The sequence below is a fragment of the Agathobaculum sp. genome (genome assembly GCF_034098985.1).
Classification (GTDB): Bacteria; Bacillota; Clostridia; order Oscillospirales; family Butyricicoccaceae; genus Agathobaculum.
Genome location: NZ_JAXEOA010000014.1, coordinates 65867 through 86475, shown reverse-complemented (window position 1 = coordinate 86475; position 20609 = coordinate 65867). Strand labels below are relative to the sequence as shown.

Annotated in this window: 16 protein-coding genes and 3 tRNA genes; 18 read left to right on the top strand and 1 reads right to left on the bottom strand. The window is 59.5% G+C overall.

The features are described 5' to 3' along the window. Nucleotides 1-10 precede the first annotated feature (10 nt). From prmA to SO058_RS04145, 12 genes are all read left to right on the top strand, one after another. Nucleotides 11-982: a 50S ribosomal protein L11 methyltransferase gene (gene prmA / locus SO058_RS04200; protein WP_320841744.1), complete on the top strand. Its 972-nt coding sequence runs from the start codon at nt 11-13 to the stop codon at nt 980-982. 91 nt (nt 983-1073) lie between these two features. After that, a complete protein-coding gene (locus SO058_RS04195) occupies nt 1074-1799 on the top strand; it encodes a 16S rRNA (uracil(1498)-N(3))-methyltransferase (RefSeq protein ID WP_320841743.1) in 726 nt (241 codons plus the stop codon). A gap of 21 nt (nt 1800-1820) precedes the next feature. Next, nucleotides 1821-2594, top strand: coding sequence for a hypothetical protein (locus SO058_RS04190; RefSeq protein ID WP_320841742.1), 774 nt, complete (start codon nt 1821-1823; stop codon nt 2592-2594). A gap of 63 nt (nt 2595-2657) precedes the next feature. Next, nucleotides 2658-3428, top strand: a complete 771-nt coding sequence (locus SO058_RS04185; RefSeq protein ID WP_320841741.1) for a transglutaminase domain-containing protein — start codon at nt 2658-2660, stop codon at nt 3426-3428. A gap of 90 nt (nt 3429-3518) precedes the next feature. Further along, a tRNA-Met gene (locus SO058_RS04180) sits at nt 3519-3595 on the top strand. 8 nt (nt 3596-3603) lie between these two features. Then, nucleotides 3604-3678, top strand: a tRNA-Glu gene (locus tag SO058_RS04175). Nucleotides 3679-3681: 3 nt separating this feature from the next. After that, nucleotides 3682-3757, top strand: a tRNA-Val gene (locus SO058_RS04170). Between the two features lie 203 nt (nt 3758-3960). Continuing rightward, on the top strand, nt 3961-4224 hold the full coding sequence (locus SO058_RS04165) for a helix-turn-helix domain-containing protein (RefSeq protein WP_320841740.1): 264 nt from the start codon (nt 3961-3963) through the stop codon (nt 4222-4224). Nucleotides 4225-4228: 4 nt separating this feature from the next. Further along, nucleotides 4229-4477: a DUF6514 family protein gene (locus SO058_RS04160; RefSeq protein WP_320841739.1), complete on the top strand. Its 249-nt coding sequence runs from the start codon at nt 4229-4231 to the stop codon at nt 4475-4477. 156 nt (nt 4478-4633) lie between these two features. Beyond that, nucleotides 4634-7549, top strand: coding sequence for an S-layer homology domain-containing protein (locus tag SO058_RS04155; protein WP_320841738.1), 2916 nt, complete (start codon nt 4634-4636; stop codon nt 7547-7549). Between the two features lie 220 nt (nt 7550-7769). After that, nucleotides 7770-11543, top strand: a complete 3774-nt coding sequence (locus SO058_RS04150; protein WP_320841737.1) for a leucine-rich repeat domain-containing protein — start codon at nt 7770-7772, stop codon at nt 11541-11543. A gap of 160 nt (nt 11544-11703) precedes the next feature. Further along, nucleotides 11704-13311, top strand: coding sequence for a spermidine synthase (locus tag SO058_RS04145; RefSeq protein ID WP_320841736.1), 1608 nt, complete (start codon nt 11704-11706; stop codon nt 13309-13311). A gap of 30 nt (nt 13312-13341) precedes the next feature. Here the strand turns inward: SO058_RS04145 and SO058_RS04140 are convergent, their stop codons facing one another. Continuing rightward, nucleotides 13342-14139 (bottom strand): glycoside hydrolase family 25 protein, encoded by a 798-nt coding sequence (locus tag SO058_RS04140; protein ID WP_320841735.1) that lies wholly within the window; start codon nt 14137-14139, stop codon nt 13342-13344. 150 nt (nt 14140-14289) lie between these two features. Here SO058_RS04140 and SO058_RS04135 point away from each other — a divergent pair, with 150 nt between their 5' ends. The 6 genes from SO058_RS04135 (at nt 14290) to SO058_RS04110 (ending at nt 20272) form a co-directional block, all read left to right on the top strand. Then, a complete protein-coding gene (locus SO058_RS04135) occupies nt 14290-16635 on the top strand; it encodes a SpoIIE family protein phosphatase (RefSeq protein ID WP_320841734.1) in 2346 nt (781 codons plus the stop codon). Nucleotides 16636-16694: 59 nt separating this feature from the next. Continuing rightward, entirely contained in the window at nt 16695-16964 is a 270-nt protein-coding gene (locus SO058_RS04130; protein WP_320841733.1) for a hypothetical protein, read from the top strand. Nucleotides 16965-17067: 103 nt separating this feature from the next. Next, complete coding sequence (locus SO058_RS04125; RefSeq protein WP_320841732.1) at nt 17068-17574, top strand: DedA family protein; 507 nt, start codon at nt 17068-17070, stop codon at nt 17572-17574. Between the two features lie 111 nt (nt 17575-17685). Then, entirely contained in the window at nt 17686-18657 is a 972-nt protein-coding gene (dusB, locus tag SO058_RS04120) for a tRNA dihydrouridine synthase DusB (protein ID WP_320841731.1), read from the top strand. Between the two features lie 23 nt (nt 18658-18680). Then, nucleotides 18681-19286 (top strand): RNA polymerase sigma factor, encoded by a 606-nt coding sequence (locus tag SO058_RS04115; protein WP_320841730.1) that lies wholly within the window; start codon nt 18681-18683, stop codon nt 19284-19286. Further along, complete coding sequence (locus SO058_RS04110) at nt 19283-20272, top strand: anti-sigma factor family protein (RefSeq protein ID WP_320841729.1); 990 nt, start codon at nt 19283-19285, stop codon at nt 20270-20272. The genes SO058_RS04115 and SO058_RS04110 overlap by 4 nt, the downstream gene beginning before the upstream one ends. Nucleotides 20273-20609 lie beyond the last annotated feature (337 nt).

Below are 20609 nucleotides of genomic sequence, written 5' to 3'. Positions count from 1 at the left end.
AGGTACCTGCTTGGACTGGAAAGAAGTGACCATTTATACGACGACGGCCGGCGTGGAGCCGGTCGCCGCTTTGCTGCTCGACCATGGCGTCGAGGGCTATGTGCTTGAGGACGCGGCCGACTTCGAGGCTTTTCTGAAAGATACCGAGATATACTGGGATTATGTGGATGAGGAGCTCGTGCGCGAAAAGCGCGCGCAGGAAACCTGCCTGAAGATCTATCTGTCGGACGATGAGGCCGGGGCGGGGCAGCTTGCCGCGCTGGCCGCCGCGCTGGAAAACCTCAAAGCGCGGGACGCGGAAAACGCATGGGGCCGCCTGTGTTTCGATACCGGCGTTACCCGGCAGGAGGACTGGGAATGGGGCTGGAAGCAGTATTTCAAGCCGTTTCCGGTAGGCAAAACATTTTTAATTAAGCCGTCCTGGGAGACGGTGGACGACGCGGGCAACCGCCGCATTCTGGAGATCGATCCTGCATCCTCTTTCGGCACAGGCAGCCACGATACGACGCAGCTTTGTATGGCCGCGCTGGAAAAGACAGTGCGGGGCGGCGAAGCCCTGCTCGACATGGGGACGGGTTCGGGCATTCTGGCGATCGCGGCCGCCATGCTGGGCGCGGAAGTGCGCGCGGTCGTAGACATTGACGAAAACTGCCTCAAGACCGCGGCGGAAAACGCCGAAAAAAACGGCGTTTCCATCGGCATGGGCTTCTGCGGCGACGTGCTGCGCGAGCCTGCGCTCGCGGAAAAGCTGGGCGGGGCGTACGATATCATCGTCGCCAATATCGTGGCGGATGTGATCATCGGCATGGCGCCGCTGTTTCGGGATAAACTGAAGCCGGGCGGCACACTGATCTGCTCCGGCATCCTCAACGAGCGCGCTGAAGAGGTGCGCTCGGCGCTGGAGGCGCAGGGCTTTGCCATCACAGAAGCCGCGCACAGCGACGATTGGAGCGCATTTACCGCGAAAAAAGCCCCTTTTTGAAGCGGCACTTGCAAAGTCCCCGGATTTTTGTTAGAATAGGAAAGGATTTTTCGCGGAAGCGGGAGACCCGAAGCCAGACCGAGGTGCAGGTATGCCGAGATTTTTTGTGAGCGAAAGGCCGGAAAACGGCCTACTGACGCTGCGCGGCGAGGACGCGCACCACGTCGGCCGCGTGTTGCGGCTGCAGGAGGGCGACGCGCTGACGCTGTGCGACGGCGCAGGAACCGATCACGATTGCGAGATCGTTGCCATTCGCACGGGCGAGGTCGTTTGCGGCGTGCAGAACACGCATCCGTCGCGGGGTGAACCGAAACAGCGTGTATCGCTGTATATGGCACTGCCGAAGGGCGATAAAATGGAGCTGGTCGTGCAGAAAGCGGTTGAACTTGGCGCTTTTGAGATCTGCCCGTTTTTGTCGGCGCACTGCGTATCGCGGCCGGAGAAGACCGATAAGAAAGTTGCCCGCTGGCAAAAGATTGCGGACGAAGCCGCGAAACAGTGCGGCAGGGGGCTGCTGCCCCATGTGCACCCGGTGATACCGGTCGCTGAGGCGGTCGTTAGGGCGGCAAAAGCGGATACCGCGCTGTTCTTTTATGAAAATGAAACGAAAACCGGCCTGCGGGACGCGCTGCAAGAAGGCGTTGGCGGTACGGTATCGATGCTGATCGGCCCAGAGGGCGGCTTTGCCCCGGCAGAGGCCGACGCCGCCGTGCAGGCGGGGCTCAGGAGTGTGTCGCTCGGTACGCGCATCCTGCGATGCGAGACCGCACCCATCGCGGCGCTCGCGGCCGTGCTGTACGCGGGCGGCAATATGTGATAGAAAAGGGAGTTGAGTGCATTGGCCAATACCAAAAAGCCAATCAGCCAGGAAGAATATACGACCAACAAGGTGCTGACTGTATTCAGCGTGTGCCTGCTCGGCGTGCTCGTGCTGATGATTCTGCAGCGCCTGCTGGACTACGCCAACACTTGGCGCGTAGGTATGATCATGCAGAAATGCCTGCTGGTGCTGGGCGCGGCGGGCGTAATTTGGGGAGTTGTGCTGTTCTGGCGCGAAAAAACCGGCAAGCGGGCGGCGGCGCGCCGCATCCTGTGCAGCCGCAATGTGCTGATCGCCAGCGTCATTCTGGTGATCGCGATGAGCGTCATTGGCCTCTACGGATCTGCGCCGATCAAGGTGTTGTATGTCATCCTGCCCGTGCTCGCGGTCTATTATTTGATTTATCATTCTTATGCGCCCGAGTTTTTTGTCATTGCGGTAAACTGCGGATTCGCGCTCGGTCTGGTCTGGGTCGTGCGGCAGGCGCAGGTTTCGGCGAATTATTCTCATTTGGCCTATATCGCGGCGGCTGTGATGGCGGCGGTTGCGTTGATTCAGGTAATCTGCGTGCTGGCGCTGCGCGGAAGAAAAGGCAGATTCCGCTTCAACGGACGCGAGATTGACTGGAAACTCAGCCGGAACGCCTACACGATGCTGGTGCTCACGCCGGTTGTCATGGCGGCGGTTGTTCTTGCGGCGGCGCTGCTGCCGGCGGCCGGGCTGATCTGCATGGGCGTCACGGCGGGCTATGTGTTCGTCACCGCGGTGTACTATACCGTCAAATTAATGTAAGATTCGACCCCTTTTGCGGGCGGCCTGTGGCCGTCCGCTTTGTTGTCGCATGGGGAGGGCGCGATGAAGCGTTTTTTTAAATTTCTGACTGTGGCCGCCGTGCTCGCATGCGCGGGGCTGGTTGTTATGTATCCCTATCTGCGCGCGTCCCGGGTGCAGAGCCCGTTTGAAGCCGCAGCGCTTCTACAACAAGAACTGCGCGCGGGCGGGGACGAAGTGACGTTTCGCACACAGGATGTGGAGCTGGATAGTGTGTATACCGCGCTTGAGGCGATCTACCCTTACGCGTTTTCCCTGCATTCAACCACGCGCCCGAACGGTACGACGACGCTCCGGGTCGAAGTGTCGCGCCAGAGCCGCCAGAAGCAGGCGCGCGAGTACGCGGGACAGCTGGCTGCCGATGCGGTGAAGCCCGGAATGGACGCCTGGGAAAAGCTGCGCGCGCTGCACGATACGCTGGTGCGCCTGTGCGAGTACGACAGCGAGACGGCCGAAAGCGAGCGGCGGTCGGGCGCGGATGCGCCCTTTGCAGCGGACGGCGCGCTGCTTGACCATAAAGCGGTGTGTGCGGGCTATGGGCGCGCTTTTGCCATGCTTTGCGAGGCGGCGGGCTTGCGTGCGGTCTATGTGACCTCGGAAGAAATGGATCACGGATGGAATGCCGTCCGCCTCGACGGCACGACCTATTTTATCGATTGCACCTTTGACGATCCCGTGCCGGACCGCGGCGAATATGCCGGCTCCGATTACTTCATGAAGACCGCCGAGGAACTCGCGAAAACGCATCAGTGGGACATTCCGTTTTATGAGCATGTGCTGGATGGCCTATTGTGAAAGATTTTGAAGATTTTCCTTGACAAACAAAGAGGCTTATCATATAATAAGATACGTCGCCGACGAATGGACGACTGTGGAAACGGATATGGCGGTATAGCTTAGTTGGCTAGAGCGTCCGGTTCATACCCGGAAGGTCATTGGTTCAAGTCCAATTACCGCTACCATTTTCCCTGGCCCGTTGGTCAAGCGGTTAAGACACCGCCCTTTCACGGCGGTAACGCGGGTTCGATTCCCGCACGGGTCACCATTCGGAAGTTTAGCTCAGCTGGGAGAGCATCTGCCTTACAAGCAGAGGGTCAGCGGTTCGAGCCCGTTAACTTCCACCAACAAATCCCGCGTAATCGTGAGATTACGCGGGATTTGTTTTATTTTTTTGGACTTTTTTAATAAATTAGAATGGCTTCGGCACGGTCCGGTACACTAGGATGCCCCCATTTATTCGACAAAATACACAAAGCGAACCGGAAGACCGTAGGTAGAAATTTGATTATATGGTATAAATACCCTATATAGAAAGGGGGTTTATCCCGTGTTTACAAAATTTCAGCTGCGAAAGGCGTTTTCAATGCAAGTCGTGAACGCGCGGCTTCGGCTTAATTTGTCACAATTTCAGGTCGCGGAGAAGATGTCGGTTTCTGTGCGATGGGTACAGCGGATTGAATCGGGTGCAAAACTGCCTGGTTTTTATCTGGCAATGCGGTTGATCGCTTTTTTACAGATCGATATGCAAGAACTGCTGGCAGCGATATCAAATAACCCGGAACAACAAAGCGAAGCAGGATCGGCAGGGTGAGAATATGCGATACTGGTATATTGTTTATATGGAGCAGCTTGCGTACGATCGGCTGAAATACCGTGCCTACGGTATCCGGTGTTTGTGTGAGGACGCGGACGGCGTGCAAGAGAAGGCGCGCGTCGGGGATGTCTCCTGTGACTGGTGGGCGGTGTGGGAGCTGGCGTATTTATGCACAAGGCATCAACTCCGCCCTGCGCAGCTGATGGACGTGGCGGCGGATTGGGTAGCCGATGTGACGACGGTCGTGTGATGCGGCGGCAGTCTGCCGAAGCCCAACGCGGTTACATTTTTCCAATGTTTTGGATGTTGCAGATTTTGGTGTAACCAACTATAATGTGTATATATGGCTTTTATGATGAATTGCAGTTGACCGTCATCCTGCTGTAAGCGCGTGGAGGGATTTCTTATGAAAATGGCAAAACCGGCAGTGGTACTCGGAGTTTTGACCTTGTTGTGGGGAATTCCCATCGCAGGGGCGGCGGACTGGGATATCGCGTCGGGGCCGCTGGTGATAGACGCGCCCGGCACCTACCACATCACGCAGTCAGCGGAGCGGACGGACAATGCCATTTCTATTACGACCACAGAGGATGTGACGCTGGTTTTGCAAGGCGTGCACATGGAAACGTCTGGAAGTGTTCCGATCTCCGCTGCGGGCGGAGGGCTGACGATCGAGCTGATTGGAGAAAACAAGATTGCGGCGGCCAGCGCAGACGACGGCGTGATTTCCGGTATTCAAAACCCAGCTGGGCGGCTGGCCATGAAGCCGTCGGGCGACGGCGGCAGCCTGACGGTCGCGGTCGATGCGAACTGTTTTCCTACCACTGCGGGTACCTGCTCGGGCATTGTTTGCGGAAGCTTTGTAAACGATGCGGATCTCCAGATCTCCGTTGCCGGAAGCGATAACAGCAATTGTCCGCTGGCCGCGATTTACTGCAACGACAAATCAGATGCCGCGGTCTTTCAAAACAACGCTGTTTTGAATCTGCGGGTGCGCACGGACAGTGTGCAGAGCGGCGCTTTTCCCTATGCAGCGGGCGTAATGGGCTATTTAAAGGATTTTACCAATACCGGATCGATCCGTGTGGACGTGCGCAATACCAATAAGGATGCGTACGGGATTTCTTATTACATGCGGGATGGCGGCGCGCTGTCGAATATCGGTGAAATAGAACTGGGGGTTGCCGCGCTGGGCGGCACGGGAGAAGGCTTTACTGGCAGCGGCGGTTTCTCAAACAACGCGACTGGAATTGATTTGCGCTGCGGTGGCGCGGCGGCGTTTGAAAACGATGGAAACATTGCGATTTCCGCTGTTAATTATGGCAATAGTGTAAACAATGCGTTTGAATATGCTGATGCAGTTTCCATCATGGGGGGCGGTGAGCCTGCTTACCTGACGAACCGCGGCTCAATGGTTTTGAAAGCCGCTTGCGGATACAGCTATGGCATTTATGCGGAAAACTGGGGCAGTTTCGTGACCATACGCAACTATGGGGAAATGGATATTTACGCGACTACCCGTGGACAGGAAACTGGCGATATCGACCATGTGGACAACTGGGATCTGGCAAGAGGGATCTATGTCGCACAGGTTTGCGAAAACCGGGAAAATCCCATATTGGTGTTGGAGGACGGCTCGGAGACGAAGATTGTAACGGATGCGGAAGCGGGCTATTCGGTCAGCGAGGATCAATTGCAGGCGGCGGTGGTGGACCAATACTATGAGGAGGGCCCACGTCTGGAGTCCGCTCCACCGCAGATCGAATTGAAAGATGGTCTGGCGGTAGAACAGGGCGGCGGCGTGATTCAGCGGTTTCCACAGGAGCAGGACGAAGGAATGTATTATTATACGACGGCTTTCGGCCCGGACGCGGATCACTATGCAAAATCCCTTTATGTAGTATCGCCCCGCATCAGCATCGCACTGACGCTCGACGGCCAGCCGTATCGCGGCCAGCAGGTGGCGCTCGACGCCGCGTCCACGGCCGATTTCCCGAGTATTGCAGCGGCGGAGAAAAACGGTGTATACACAGCGACGGCTGTTTCCGGCGCGTATTACATTTATGTCAACGGCGTCTGCGTCAATCCGGGCGAACCGCTTTTGGTGGGGCAAGTGGGCGCGCAGACCAGCGTGGCGTATTACACGCTTTCTTTTGACTTGAACGGTGCCGGGGGCGCGGAGCCGTCCGGCCAGATCGTGCTGAGTGGGCAGAAGCCTAGCGAGCCCGCCGCGCCCAGCCGCAGCGGTTATCGTTTCCTCGGATGGCGCACGAAAGCTGCGGGGGGAGAGCCATTTTCCTTTGAACAGGCAGTCACCGCCGTCACGCGAGTCTATGCCGCATGGGAGAAAACGGGCAGTTCTGGTTCGGGCGGCGTTTCTTCCAGCACCACTTCAACCACAACCAACCCGGATGGCTCCAAAACGACGACCGTAACGGATCAGCGCACCGGTACGGTCACTGAAACCACCATAAAAGCGGACGGCGGCTCGGTCAAGGTGGAAACGGCTAAGGACGGCACCGTCACCACGACGGAAAAGCAAAAGGACGGCACACAGGTAAAGACCGTGTCCACGCATGAGCATACCACTGCGGAGGTGGAAATCCCGAACAGCGGCGCGGAGACTGAAGTCACGATTCCCGTACCGGACGTAGGCCCAGGCACCGTCGCCGTGATCGTCAGGGAGGACGGCACGAGGGAGATTGTAAAGACCAGCCTGCCGACCGGAGAGGGCATCGCGGTGACGCTTTCAGAAAATGCCACGCTGGAGATCATCGACAACAGCAAGGTGTTCGATGATGTGACAGAGGATACATGGTACGCGTCCGCGGTGGAGTTTGCCACAGCACGCGAACTGCTGCAGGGCACCGGCGGGCAAGCGTTCAGCCCCGCAGAGTCCACCACTCGCGCCATGGTCGTGACCATGTTGTACCGGCTGGAAAACGAGCCGGACGCGGCGGCCGGCGACTTTACCGATATCCCGCAGGGCAAGTGGTACAGCGACGCCATTGCCTGGGCGGCTGTCAATAAGGTTGTCGAGGGTGTTGGTGCGGGCCAGTTTGCGCCGGAGCGGTCAATCTCCCGCCAGGAACTGGCGGTGATCCTATATCGTTACGCGGGCAGCCCCGCTCCGCCGAATCTGGCGCTGACCTTTGCGGATGCGGAGCAGGTGAGCGGCTATGCCGAAAACGCGCTGCGTTGGGCGGTCGCGGAGGGCATCGTCGCCGGTAAGCCCGGCAACCTGCTGGACCCTGAGGGGAGCGCGACCCGCGCGGAAGCCACGGTCATGCTTCAGCGGTACTTGATGACAGAATGGGGATAGACCTTAATCCCCCTAACTAATAAAAAGTCCTGAAAACTGTCTGATCAAACAGCTTTCAGGACTTTTTGCTTGCGTATGACGGCTGATTGCGCATAAAAGGCGACAGAAACAACAAGTTACATATCAAAGATTTGTACATTTTGAGTGAGATTTTGTGTAACCAGCGTGATATAATGGAGATACATGGAAATAAATATTTTGAGGAAAAGAAGTGTTTGAAATGAGGGTGAAACGGATCTTAGCGTTGGTGTGCGCATTTGCAATGCTGCAAAGTGTGCCTGCGCTGGCGGCGTCCACGGAGGACGGCATGTATACATATGTCGCTAATGAAACCGGGGTGACGCTGACACAGGTGAAAAATGTCATGGATAAAGAGTGCGTCCTGCCGGATGAGTTGGACGGCAAGCCGGTGACCGCGCTTGGCGCGTCGATCTTCAGCGGCGTGGGCGGCTATTATATGGAAAGCGTGACTATCCCCGCGACTGTCGAGCGAATCGATCCGTATTTTATCGGGTTCTACCGAAAAGATGGCGGCGCGGGGCTGCGTGAGATCCGCGTGGCCGAGGGGAACGAACATTTCCAATCCATAGATGGCGTGCTGTATTCGGCGGACGGGAGCGAGCTGCTGTACTACCCCTGCTACCGGCCGGGGGACGGCTTTGCCGTACCCGAAGATGTGCAGGCGATCGGCGGTTATGCTTTTTACAACTGTGCGCCGCTCGGTAATATTACGCTCCCGGCGGGCTTAAAAACCATTGGGGAAAGCGCGTTTTACGGCGCGGGATTGTCTGCTATCGAGCTGCCGGATGGTCTGGAGCGCATCGGCGACAGCGCGCTTGCCTCCACCGGGCTGACCGAACTGTCGATCCCTGCCACGGTGGAGGAGATCGGCAGCAAAGTGCTGGGAAACTGCGATAACATCACCGCGATCACCTTTGCGGGCGGCACGGTGCCGGATGGCTTCCTTTATAACTGCGACAACCTGCAATCGCTGACGCTCGAAGAGGGCGTGACCGCGATCGGCAAGGAGGCGTTTTACGGCTGCACAGATCTGACGCAGGTCTCGATCCCGGCGAGCGTGCGTACGGTTGGCGCAAAAGCGTTTTATGACTGCTGGAACCTGCGGGATGTGACCGTCGCGGACGGCGTCGAGGCTATCGAAGAAAAAGCGTTTTATGGCTGTAGGAAAATGGAGTCGCTTTCGCTGCCGGACAGCGTGCGTACCTTGGGCGACGGTGCGCTTGCGGGCAGCGGGCTGACGGAATTTACCGTCCCCGCCGGGGTAACGGTGCTGCCCAATGAGCTGTTTTTAAGCTGCAAAAAACTTGAACGCGCCGAGTTTCCCGATACGGTGCAGGCCATGGGGATCAGTGTTTTTTCCGGTTGCGAAGCGCTGCGCGACGTGCGCCTGCCCGAAGGACTTGCCGAACTGCCGGCATATACGTTTTCCGACTGCAAAGCGCTCACTGATATTTCGCTGCCTGATTCTATCACACGCATCGGCAACAGTGCGTTTCATTCGTGCAGCACGCTGGCCGGGATCGAGCTTCCCTCAAACCTAAAAGACTTGGGCACATTCGCTTTTTATGGCTGCATGATGCTGCGCTCCATCCGCATCCCGGAGGGCGTGACCGTGCTGAAAAACAGCGTGTTTAACTTTTGCTGGTCGCTGCAGTCGGTCGAGCTGCCGGACGGGCTGGTTACCATTGAACCATACGCGCTTGAGCAGTGCAAAGCGTTGCAGTCGATCGAATTCCCCGCATCGCTCACAACGCTCGACTCCCGCGCCATGATCTATATGCCTGCGCTGCGGCAGGTGACGTTCCGCGGGGACGCGCCGGTTTCGACCGACGCGCTGACGCATACGGAGCGGCTTTACAATCCGCTTAAGTCATGCGAGGCCAGACAGACGATCACCGTTTATTACCCTGCAAACGCGGATGGATTTGGCTCCGGCAGTATTTGGGACGTGGATTATATTGATTTGCAGCCCCTTCCCGAAGAGGGCAAGCCCGTAGGACCGGAGCCGATCCCGACCGCGGTCAAACTGTCCGCCGTGCTCGAGCACAGCCGGCAGGACGAGCTGATCCTATGGCTGACAGTCGACGTGACGCCTAAAACCTATGTAAACGGAGATATCTCTGACCCGACGCTCGCGCCCTCCGGCGCGCTGACAGCCACGCTGAACGGCGATACTCTGCCGCAGCCTATCCACTTCGTGGGTGGGGGAACCCCCACGCATGCGACATTCGGTTATACGGTGAGCCAATACCCGGTCGGCACGACTTTGAGCGTGCAGGTCACGCTCGCGGACAGCATCGGCTTCACCGGGTCCTCCAGCAATACGCTGACGGGCAAAACCGCCTGGCCCGCGTGGGACCAGCAGCTCCCGTTTGTCGAGGGCGACGCGTCCGCGATTAAGCCGGAGGAGCAATACAGCTTTGTGACGGACAGCCGTGGGGACGGCGTGATTATCACGGCAGTAAACGGGGAATTGGCCGACCGCACGGAGATCATTCTTCCGCAGACGCTGGACGGCAAGACGGTGACCGGGCTGGGAGACCGCCTGTTTGCGGCTTGCAGCAATCTGGCGTATGTGACGATTCCGCAAAGCGTTACCTTGCTGGGCAAAGAGATGTTCCAGAACTGTGTTTATTTGAGCTCGGTTTCCCTGCCGGACAGCGTTGAAACGCTGCCTGAGGGTTTGTTTGCCGGATGTGCGAAGCTCGCGCTGGTCTATCTGCCCAAAGAGCTGCAGCGGATCGAACCGCGCGCGTTTGCGGACTGCAAACGGCTGGGCAGCATCACGCTTCCTGCAAAGCTCGCCCTGCTCGACAAGGATGCATTCGCGGGATGTGACGTGCGCGAACTGACTTTCGCGGGGGATGCGCCGGAATTCACGGGAGGCACGGCGGGCTCGTTCGGAGCCAACACTATCCTGAAGTATAAGGCCGGGGCAAAAGGCTTTGACAAAGCACCCTGGAATGCCATGCGCACACAGGATCAGACGAATACCGGCACCTCCTCAGGCGGCGGTGGCGGCGGCAGCGCCCCGTCCGGCACGGGAGCCAAGCCGACGGTCACGATCACAGGCCAGATGGTATCCGACGCCGTACAAAAGGCGGAAAAGCCGGGCGAAGCCGTTGTTTTGCAGGCGCCGGCCAAGCAGGACAGCGCAGCGGTCGCCGTCAGCCTGCCGGATTCGCTGTTTGAAACAGTGGCGCAGCGGCAAACGCCGATGGTGACGCTGCAGACGCCTGTCGCGGATATTTCGCTCGACGCGGACAGCTTGCGCGCAGTCGAGGCAGCGGGCGCGAAAGACGTTGTGGTTTCGGTGGAAAAGAGTACGGCGGCGGCTAGCGCTGTGCCGGTATATGATATCCAGATCACTGCCGGCGGAAAAGAAATCTCCCAGTTTGGGAATGGCCGGGTGACGGTCGCGCTGCCCTATGCCCCGGCGGCGCAGGAAAACCCGTCGTCTCTGGTGGCCTGCTGGCTGCGGGACGACGGCACGGAGGAGATCGTCCGGAATTGCGCGTGGGCGGATGGCAAGCTGACGTTTGCGACCGGGCACCTGTCCCGTTATACAGTGGTTTCCCGTCCGTCGGCGTTCAGCGATGTATCAGACGCTGCGGTATCCTTTGCAGCTGCACGTGGAATTCTAAACGGCGTGGGCGGCGGAAAATTTGAGCCAGAAGCTACGGCTGACGGTGCAATGGCACTGGCGGTGCTGGCGCGGCTGTCCGGCGCTCCGGTCGACCATTCGAAGGGCTGGCGTGCGGGCTACTGCGCTTGGGCGGCGGAACAGGAGCTTCTGCCGGAAGGCTTTTCCCCGGACGCGCCGCTTACCGGTCAAACTCTGTCTGCGCTGCTGAAAGCGGAGAATATGGCCGCGCCGGCCGCGCTTGCGGACACACAAGGGAAGCTGACACGTTTGCAGCTGGCTCGAGCAATCGAACAAACGGTGAAAGAAAACCTGATACAGCCGGCTTGATCCGGCCCCGATGATAAAAAGCCTATATCCCATATGGGATATAGGCTTTTTTGCGGCGTTTGCCGAAAATCAATACAAAGGCATTGACTGCGTCTGGGCAGAAAGTGATATACTGGTAAAAACCCCAGTGCCGCCGGACGGGGGCGAAAGGAGCGTATCCATGAAACGCAGTATTCTCAAAAACAAATATTTTCTGTATCTGACCGAGTTTTTCGCGGGCATGTCGGTCATGGCGGTCGAGCTGGGTGCCAGCCGTCTACTTGCGCCCTATTTTTCCTCGTCGCAAATCGTGTGGACCATCATCATCGGCACCATCATGATCGCAATGGCGCTCGGCAACGTCTGGGGCGGCCGCAGCGCGGACAAAAACCCCGACCCCGACCGGCTTTACCGCCGGCTGCTGTTCGCGGCGGTATGGATCGCTTTCATCCCGCTCGTCGGCACCTATGTGATCGCGGGGATATCGGTCGTTCTGGCGGTGTTTATTCAGAAGCAGTTTCTGGTTTGGGCGGCGTTCGCGGCCTGCATGGCGCTGTTCGTGTTCCCGCTGCTGCTTTTGGGCACGGTCACGCCGTCGCTCGCCAAATACACGATGGATAACCTCGAGGACAACGGCCGCACAGTCGGCACGTTGAACGCTTTGAACACCATCGGCAGCATCATCGGCACGTTCACGCCGACCTTCCTCACCATCCCGGCGTTCGGCACCTCGGTCACGTTCCTGATTTTCGCGGGCATCCTGCTCGCGCTCGGGCTTGTCTATTTTTTGTCGGGGACGAATAAAAAGAAAGTGCTGTGCGGCGTGAGCGCGGGCGTCTTTGCCGTGAGCTGCCTTGCCGCGCCGCAGGTGCGGCTGGCATTCTGGCAGAACGGCGTGCTCTTTGAGGGCGAATCTATCTATAACTATTTGCAGGTGCGCGAGACCGACCGCTCGGTCATCCTGTCGACCAACGTCATGGCGGGCGTGCAGTCGATCAAGATGAAAGCGGGCGGGCTGACCGGACTTTACTACGATTACGCGCTCGCCGCCCCGTTGATGACGGGAGCGGACCCGGCGCAGCCGCTCGACCTGCTCATTCTCGGCATGGGCACGGGCACCTATGCCAGCCAGTGCCGGACGTATTTCCCGCAGATCACGGCCGAGGGCGTCGAGATCGACGAGAAGATCACAGGTCTTGCCTACGATTATTTTGATCTGCCGGACGATATACCGGTCTCCACCTATGACGGACGCGCGTTCCTCGCCGCTTCGGACAAGCAGTACGACGTCATTATGGTCGACGCGTATCAGGATATCACAATTCCGTTCCAAATGTCGTCAGTCGAGTTTTTCGAGCTGGTGCGCGGCCATCTCAAGGAGGATGGCGTGCTCGTGGTCAACATGAATATGTATTCCGAGGAGAACAACTCGATCAACGACTATCTGGCCGACACGATCGCCTCAGTGTTCCCGCACGTATGGACGGCGGACGTGCCGAATACGACCAACTGCGAGCTGTTTGCAGGACTGAACCCAGCGTGCGCGGACAACCTCGCGCGCGCGGCCGGCGGCTTGCAGGACAGGAGTCTCGCGGAGATGATGGGCAAGGTGTCCGCCGCGCTGACACCCTATCAGCCGGGCGGACGGCTGCTCACTGACGACAAGGCCCCGGTAGAAATGCTGGGCATGAAAGCGATCGATGAGATCATCGGCGGCGAGCTTGCTTATTACCGGGATATCTTCGAGCGGGAAGGGCTCGGCGGCCTGATCCAAAGCATGGCGGCATAAAAAGGAGCGGCAACAGCCGCTCTTTTTTTGTTACAGCAGGTCGAGCCGGTCAAGCACGACCGCAAGCTGCTCGCGCGTGGAAAACAGCCGCGGGCCGGTGCCGTCCAGCACGCCCTTTTCCGTGGCCTTGGCCCACGCCTCCTTGGCGTAGTTGCTGGGCGTCTGCGCCTCGAGCTGCTTTAAGTAGGTGTTCATCATCTGGTTGAACTGCTCCTGCGTCACCTCGTCGTCCTCCTCATAATCCGTATAAGCATAGTCCATGTCTACTGCACCCGCAATGCCGGGCACGTGGCCCCGGTCGGTGTACTGCCAGACGTCGTAACGCCCCGCGTATGTCGGGCGCTCACTCCACTGGGCAAGCCAGATGCCGCAGTCGCTGCCGAGCGCCGCTACATCAATGTAGTTTTCCAGCCAATATTCGCTCGCATAGACGCCCAGCTTTCGCCCCGACGGGCGCATTCCCTCAAGCCAGCTTTGGCAGATGGCGGTCACGTGGGCGCGTGTGAAAGAAAAACCGTGCTCTTCTTTATAATGGTCGGCATCCTCCATGTCGAGCCAGACCGGGAACTCAAACGATTTGCCCTCGATCAGCCGCTGTGTATGCTGGGCCTCGCGGGCGGCCGCAGCCGTGTTCAGCGCATAGCTGTAAAAATACGTTCCCAGAGGAAGCCCCGCCTGCCTTGCATTGGCGTAATAATCCGAAAACCGGAAGTCCTGACCGCTCTGGCCGTATCCACAGCGCAGGATGGCAAACTGGATGCCGGCATTCTTCACTTGGGTCCAGTTAATTTCGCCGTCAAATTCGCTGACGTCGATTCCATGCGTCATTGATTCCCCACCGTCCTTTCGCCTCCATGGTATGCGCCGCACCGCTTTTCCATGCCTATTTTCGTGAGAACCCTATTTCCGGGCCTATTTTCCGGCAAAGTCCGCGCATTTGCTGGGTTATACTGGAAAAACAAGGGAGGCATTCGAAAGATGGACAAGCAGAAAACCAAACGGACCGCGCCGCAGGCGGTCGGCTGGGCGGCGGCCCGGCTTGCACAGGCAATGAATGAAGAACGCCTGCATTTTGTGCTGCGCGGCGTTGAGCGTTTTGCGCTTTGCGCAGTGCTCGCACGCGGGACGGTGCTCGGCGGCTATGCCCCCTTCGGACTTGCAATGGCGGCGGCGCTCATGGTGCGCGGCGCGGGATTGTCGGCGATCGGCGGCGTGTTTTTCGGCGCGATGCTGCTACAAGGCGGTACGCGCAGCGCGGTATATGCGGCGGCGGCGCTGCTCGTGCTGTGCGTAGTCAACGTATGCGGCGGACTTAAAATCGTCAAAAGGGCATGGTTTGCGCCCGTGATCGCGGCGCTTTCGGGCGCGGCTTGTACATTTGTATTCCTGCCGGTGGGGCAAGCGCTCACCATACCCGTGCTGATGACCTTTGCCGCGGCGCAGGCGCTGACCTTTGCCGCTTGTATGGTATACGGTATAGCGCTGTCGCCCCCGCGCGAGCAAAATGATTGGAGGCGGCCTGCAACGCTCTTGGCGCTTGCGGCGACCGTGCTGCTGTCACTCTCCGATCTGGAAATTTTCAGCCTGATCGCGCCCGCACGGATCGCGGGGCTTTTGATCGTGCTTGCGGCGGCCTATTTGGGCGGTTCGACCACGGGCGCAGCGGCAGGCGTGGCGTTTGGCGCAGCGATGGATCTGGCGGCGGGGCAGGGCGCGCTGTTCACCTGCGGCTTTGGCTTGTGCGCACTGGTTTCCGGATTGTTTCGCGAGCATGGGCGCGCGTGGTTCGCGCTGACAGCTCTTGGCGCGGGGCTGTGCGCCGCGCTTTTGGGCGCGGATAATGTACTGTTTGTCCCGCTCATTTTAGAGACGGTGTGCGCGGTCGCACTGTTTGCGGCGATGCCGCCGTTTGTCTGGAGCGCGCTGCGGCAGACGCTGCTGCCAGACACGCTGATGGGCGAAGCCGCGGGTCTGCGCGTGCGGCAGTCGGCGGGCAAGTGCGCAAGTGAGGTCGCGCAGGCGTTTTATGAGTTGTACCTCGCCATGCTGACCGGCGCGAGCGCGGGCCGCGCTGCGGGCGACCAGAACGTGCGCGTCGTATTCGATAAGGCGAGCGACCGCGTGTGCAAAAACTGTGTGCTGTGTTCGCAGTGCTGGCAGCGCGATTATGTGACCACGCTATCCGCACTGAACGACGTGACGCAGCCCATGCTGAAGCGAGGCAGGGCCGAGCTTTCTGATTTCCCCTATCATTTTGCTTCGCGCTGCGTGCATCTGCCCGAACTGATGCGCGCCATCAACAGCGCGCTGTTCGCGCTGCGCGAGCGGCAGAGCGCACGGCGGCAGGAGGAGGAGCATCAGAACCTGCTCGCGCGGCAATATGCGGGCATCACCGACATCCTGCGCCAGATCGGCGCGGAAGCCACACAGGACTATACCGCCCAGCCCCTGCGCGAGCAGCAGGTGCGGCGGTATGCGGCGGCGTTCGGCTGGATCGAGCGGGTAGCGGTATTCCGGGACGGCGGCGGACGCATGGTGGTCGAGCTGTTTGGCGAGGGCATCGACGATGTGCTGAAACAGGGCGCGGGCTTTACCGCCGGGCTGTCGGCGCTCATCGGCGTCGGGCTGGCCGCGCCTCAAAAGGTGGAGGACGAGCTGGGCGCGCGGCTGGTGCTGCGCGAGCGCGCACCGTACCGCGTGATCGTCGGCGCGGGGCGGCAGCAAAAAGAGGGGTCGTCGGTCTCGGGCGACAGCGGCTGCTATTTCCTGACCGACGCGGGCGTGGCCTGCCTGCTGCTTGCGGACGGCATGGGCACGGGCGCGGCCGCGGCGCAGGACAGCCGGACGCTTTTGTCGTCCATGGAACGCTTTTTGCGGGCGGGCATCACGCCTACGGACGCGCTCAAAGCGGTGTCGCCCGCGTTCCGGCTCCGGTCGGACGGCACGCGCTTTGTCACGCTCGACGTGCTGACGCTCGACCTGTTCACCGGGCGCGCGGAGAGCCTCAAATGCGGCGCGGCGCCCACCTATTTCCGCGCGGGCGGCACATGGTCGCGCCTGGACTGTAAAACGCTGCCCATCGGCCTTGCCGAACAGGACGAGCAGGCAGATGCAGTGCCGCTCCGCTTGGGTCATGGCGATCTGTATGTCATGCTGTCGGATGGGGTGTGCGACGGCACGGACGACGGCTGGGTGATCGAAACGCTGCAAAACCACGCGGGCGAAAGCCCCAAGGAGCTGGCAGCCCGGCTGGTGCAGGAAGCGCGCGGCCGCGGCGCGGATGACGACCGCACTGCGCTCGTGCTGCGCGTGGAAAAAAGCTGAGATGGTTAAACCTCCCTTTTGCCGGGCATACTGCCGGTAAAAGGGAGGTTTCGAGTGTTATGGTCAAGGGCGTCAGCCGCCGCGTGGTCGTTGTGGAGCCGGACAACCACGCGCTTTTTGAACAGGCGATTTTTTTGGTGCGCGATTATACCGTGCCGCAGCGCGAGGTGCTGCGGGAGGCCTGCCGCATTGCCGACCGATATCTGACAGCCACGCCGACGCGCCGCTATGCGCGCAGGCGATTCACAGTGGCGCAGCTCGCTTTGGCGTTCGCGTCCGGCGCGTTTTTGTGCTGCCTGATCTGGTTGCTCGCGGTCTTTATTTTGTAAATAAATTGTCAATTGCGGCCCCTGCCACTTGTTTCGGCAGGGGCCGCTTGTTATACTACTATATAAAGTGAGGAATGAGAAACATAGGAAAGAAGGAACGGGCATGACAGCCGACCAGTTCTTTGGACTGTTCCATCAATACGGACTGATTTTGATCTGCGCGGTGATTTTTTGCGAATATATGAATCTGCCTTTTTTCCCGGCGGGCGTTATCATGCCGTGCATGGGCGTGCTGATTGCGCAAAGCGAGCTTTCGCTTGTGCTGACGATCGCGCTCTCGGTCATTTTCGGGCTGATGGGCAGCTTGGTGCTTTACGGGCTGTGCTATTGGGGCGGTGAACCCATCATGCACAAGCTGTTCGGCAAAAGTGAGAAGTTCCAGTCGTTTGTCGATAAATGCCATGCGTATATTAACGTGCAGCATGGGCGCGGGCTTGCGTTCTGCCGCATCATCCCGGTGCTGCGGACGATCGTTTCCATCCCGGCGGGGCTTTTGCGCGTGCCGGTCAAGTGGTTTATCGGCTGGTCGGCGCTGGGTATTGCAGTCTGGAACACCGCACTCATTTCCTTCGGCTACCTCTTCAGCGAGAAAATACTAACCATGTTTTGACAGACCGCCGCGTATTGCGGCGGTTTTCTTTTGTTATCGCTTTGAAATTTGCAAAAAGTGGGGAACTATGCTAAAATGTAATGCGTGAAAATTCGCCGTAGGGGGAGAGCAATGCACATCGGAAACATTTCCCTTTCAGGACGGCTCGCACTGGCGCCCATGGCCGGCGTGACCGACCGCGCGTTTCGGCAGATTTGCCGCGAGCACGGCGCGGCGCTGACCTATACCGAAATGGTTTCGACCCGCGCGCTCTGCTACCAGGATAAAAAAACGCCCGGCCTGCTCGCGCTGGGCGAAAACGAGCATCCGGCGGCAGCGCAGGTGTTCGGGCACGACCCTGAAAGCATGGCCGAGGGCGCGCGCATCGCGCGGCAGGTCTCGGGCTGTGATATGATCGACATTAATATGGGTTGTCCCGCGCCAAAGATAGTGAATAATGGGGACGGTTCGGCGCTGATGAAAACGCCCGTGCTCGCCGCGCAGATCATCGAAGCGGTTAAGCGCGCGGTCGACGTGCCGGTGACGGTCAAATTCCGCAAGGGCTGGGACGAAAACAGCATAAACTGCGTGGAGTTTGCCAAAATGGCCGAAGCGGCGGGGGCGGACGCACTCGCGGTACACGGCCGCACACGCGCGCAGCAATACAGCGGACAGGCCGACTGGGACGCGATCCGCGCGGTCAAGGCCGCAGTGTCCATCCCGGTGATCGCCAACGGCGATGTATCCGAGCCGGAGGACGTGCCGCGCATCCTCGCACACACGGGAGCCGACCTTGTGATGATCGGGCGGGGCGCGCTCGGCGACCCGTGGATCTTTGAACGGGCGAACGCGCTGCTTGAGACCGGTGCGTGCCCGCCGCTGCCCCCGTTCGCGGAGCGACTCGATATTGCCGTGCGGCAGATCGAACTCGCGGCGGCATACAAGGGCGAGCGTGTCGCCATGTTGGAGGCGCGCCGGCATGTGAACTGGTATTTAAAGCGGCAGAGCGGGCTGAAAGCGTTTAAAACGCGCATTTGCGCGCTCGAGCGGCTGGACGACCTATATCCGATCGTGGAGGAGCTCAAACAGACAACACAGGACTGACGCAGACGGGAAAGGAGGCGGCCATGAACGAGGAAAAAACGATCCTCGCCCGGGCCAGGCGCGGCGAGCTCGCCGCGTTTGAGCAGCTGGTCGCAATGTATGAAAAGCGCGTGTTTGCGGTCGCGCTGCGCTCGTGCGGCTCGCCTGAGGACGCGGCCGATATCGTGCAGGAGGCGTTCCTGCGCGCATGGCGCGCGATGGACAGCTTTCGGGGCGACAGCGGTTTTTCCACATGGCTGTTCCGTATTACCATGAATTTGTGCGTCGATTTTGCGCGCCGCAAAAACGCCGCGCCGCAGACGCAGCCGCTTGTCGGAGAGGATGAAAGCGAACGCGAGATCCCGGATTCCGCGCCGACGCCCGAGGAGCGGCTGGAAAACAGCGAGCTGGGCCGTGAGCTGGCGGCTGCGCTCGCCGAGGTGTCGGAGGATCACCGCCGCATCGTGCTGCTGCGCGATGTATCGGGCCTGAGCTATACGGAGATCGCGGAAGTGCTGGAGATTTCGGAGGGCACGGTCAAATCGCGCCTGTCACGGGCGCGGCTGGCTCTGCGCAGCGTTCTTCTCTCGCGGGGGAACATTCTGGCGGGCGCCTCGTCTAAGGAATCGAGAGGAGGCGAGGAAGCATGAGAGATTGTGAATATTTCGAGCTGCTCTGCTCAAACAGCGTCGACGGCACGCTGACCGAGGAAGAACAGTGCGCGCTCGGCGAGCATTTGGAGAAATGTCCCTCGTGCGCCGCGCTGAAACGGGATCTGGAGCAGATGCAGGAACTGTTTTCGGCGGACGTTGAGGTTCCGGAAAGCCTGCATGAGCATATTATGGAGCGCGTCGAACAGGAGGCACGGCTGACTGTGGTGCAGCCCGAACGCCCGGTGCGCCGGATGCCGGTATTTACAATGGTGGCCGCGGCTGCCGTTGTCGTGATGGTTGTGTTGGGTGGTGGCGTGGGCCGCTTTTTCGGTACCGCGGGCGGAGATATGGGCGGCAATGGTGCCGCCGCGTCGGCCGATGCGGCGGCGGATACAATGGCAGGCGCGGGTGCAGATGATTTTACCGCGGAGGAACAGATGAAAATTGCCGAGCAGGCTCAAAAAGATGTGGAGCCTGCGGAAACCGATGGGGAGCAGGCACAGCAGAATGTGACGCAAGCGCCGGAACCGGCTTCCGATAACAGCGCGCCGGCAGCCGCTGGCGGCGGTGTGGGCAGCCCGACCGCGCCGGTCATCTCGCAGCAGACGGAGGGCAGCCAGCCTGAAATGCAGGCGCTCGCGCCCGAAGGACGCGCGGTGCCGGCTTCCGACGAGTCGCAGCAAAAGCCTGCCGTTTATAACATGGAAAGTGCGCCGACGTTGCCGCAGGGCGTGCAGGGCATGCGGGTGGCGAGCTGCTATCTGGCTTCCGGTTCGGGCGAACTGCCCGGTGTGGAGGGCACGCTGCTGGTTTCCGAAAACGGCTACTCCTATTTTTCAGTGGCAAACAACATGACGGTCATTGAAAAGACTCTGGACAGCCTCGAGAAAGCCGGATATGCGGTGTCGGCCTACGACGACGTCAATTTAGTGACCGACAGCAAGGCCGAGGTCTGGCTGCTGATCACCTATCAAGCAAGCTGAAAAAAGCCGCCTGCGGGCGGCTTTTTTGGGCAAAATGGGAGTTCGGCTGAAAAAATGGAGAAAATTCTAGAAACCGCTTGACTTTGGGAAAGAATCGTAGTAACCTATAAAGGCACCTGCGAAAGCGGGGAAAACGCGATGATGCCGGAGATTGCTGCCGTTTGGCAGGTAACTTCGGCGGAGTAGGTCCGACAATCGGGCGGTTGAGATAACTGCTATCAGCCGGAGGGCATTTGTGCCCCGAGGCAAAAACGCAATGTTCCTGCGTAAATTCGGGACTCGCAGCACCCTGCTGCAAAGCCGATGGCACGAACCACTTCGTTTCTTTGTTGACCGG

Bases quoted from the DNA above. Each gene is read 5' to 3' on its own strand.
- SO058_RS04195 (WP_320841743.1), top strand. From the start codon at position 1,074: ATGCCGAGATTTTTTGTGAGCGAAAGGCCGGAAAACGGCCTACTGACG.
- SO058_RS04185 (WP_320841741.1), top strand. From the start codon at position 2,658: ATGAAGCGTTTTTTTAAATTTCTGACTGTGGCCGCCGTGCTCGCATGC.
- SO058_RS04160 (WP_320841739.1), top strand. From the start codon at position 4,229: ATGCGATACTGGTATATTGTTTATATGGAGCAGCTTGCGTACGATCGG.
- SO058_RS04155 (WP_320841738.1), top strand. From the start codon at position 4,634: ATGAAAATGGCAAAACCGGCAGTGGTACTCGGAGTTTTGACCTTGTTG.
- SO058_RS04150 (WP_320841737.1), top strand. From the start codon at position 7,770: ATGAGGGTGAAACGGATCTTAGCGTTGGTGTGCGCATTTGCAATGCTG.
- SO058_RS04145 (WP_320841736.1), top strand. From the start codon at position 11,704: ATGAAACGCAGTATTCTCAAAAACAAATATTTTCTGTATCTGACCGAG.
- SO058_RS04140 (WP_320841735.1), bottom strand. From the start codon at position 14,139: ATGACGCATGGAATCGACGTCAGCGAATTTGACGGCGAAATTAACTGG.
- SO058_RS04135 (WP_320841734.1), top strand. From the start codon at position 14,290: ATGGACAAGCAGAAAACCAAACGGACCGCGCCGCAGGCGGTCGGCTGG.
- SO058_RS04130 (WP_320841733.1), top strand. From the start codon at position 16,695: ATGGTCAAGGGCGTCAGCCGCCGCGTGGTCGTTGTGGAGCCGGACAAC.
- SO058_RS04125 (WP_320841732.1), top strand. From the start codon at position 17,068: ATGACAGCCGACCAGTTCTTTGGACTGTTCCATCAATACGGACTGATT.
- dusB (WP_320841731.1), top strand. From the start codon at position 17,686: ATGCACATCGGAAACATTTCCCTTTCAGGACGGCTCGCACTGGCGCCC.
- SO058_RS04115 (WP_320841730.1), top strand. From the start codon at position 18,681: ATGAACGAGGAAAAAACGATCCTCGCCCGGGCCAGGCGCGGCGAGCTC.
- SO058_RS04110 (WP_320841729.1), top strand. From the start codon at position 19,283: ATGAGAGATTGTGAATATTTCGAGCTGCTCTGCTCAAACAGCGTCGAC.